The organism is Pseudomonas peli (assembly GCF_050563605.1).
Taxonomy (GTDB): Bacteria; Pseudomonadota; Gammaproteobacteria; order Pseudomonadales; family Pseudomonadaceae; genus Aquipseudomonas; species Aquipseudomonas peli_A.
Genome location: NZ_JBNXUH010000335.1, coordinates 1 through 353 on the forward strand (window position 1 = coordinate 1; position 353 = coordinate 353).

The window sequence follows — 353 nt, forward strand, 5'->3', positions numbered from 1 at the left end:
AGATTATGCCCTGCTGCAAACTATGGAGCATCTGCACGAGATCTTCGTTGAGGTACTGCTCGATCAGAACATGTCTGGCCTGACTGGCATGCTGCTCGCTGCGCGGCCCAAGCANCGTCTCGTGGGCTCCGGAGATGTGTATAAGAGACAGAGCCATGGCCCTGCTGCGCACCAAGGCGCATCTGCACGAGTACTTCGATGCGGTACTGCTCGRTCAGGACATGCCCGGCATGACCGGCATGCAGCTGGCCGCGCGGATCAAGGNAGACGCCAAACGCAACCACGGCACACTGGTGAGCGGGCTCACTGGGATACGCAATGCGCCCAGCAAGATCTGCCGATTATACACATCG

At 59.1% G+C, this 353-nt stretch carries 1 pseudogene; it reads left to right on the forward strand.

The features are described from left to right. Positions 1-152: 152 nt before the first annotated feature. A pseudogene (locus tag ACQ4LH_RS21925) lies at positions 153-353 on the forward strand (hypothetical protein); the annotation flags it as partial.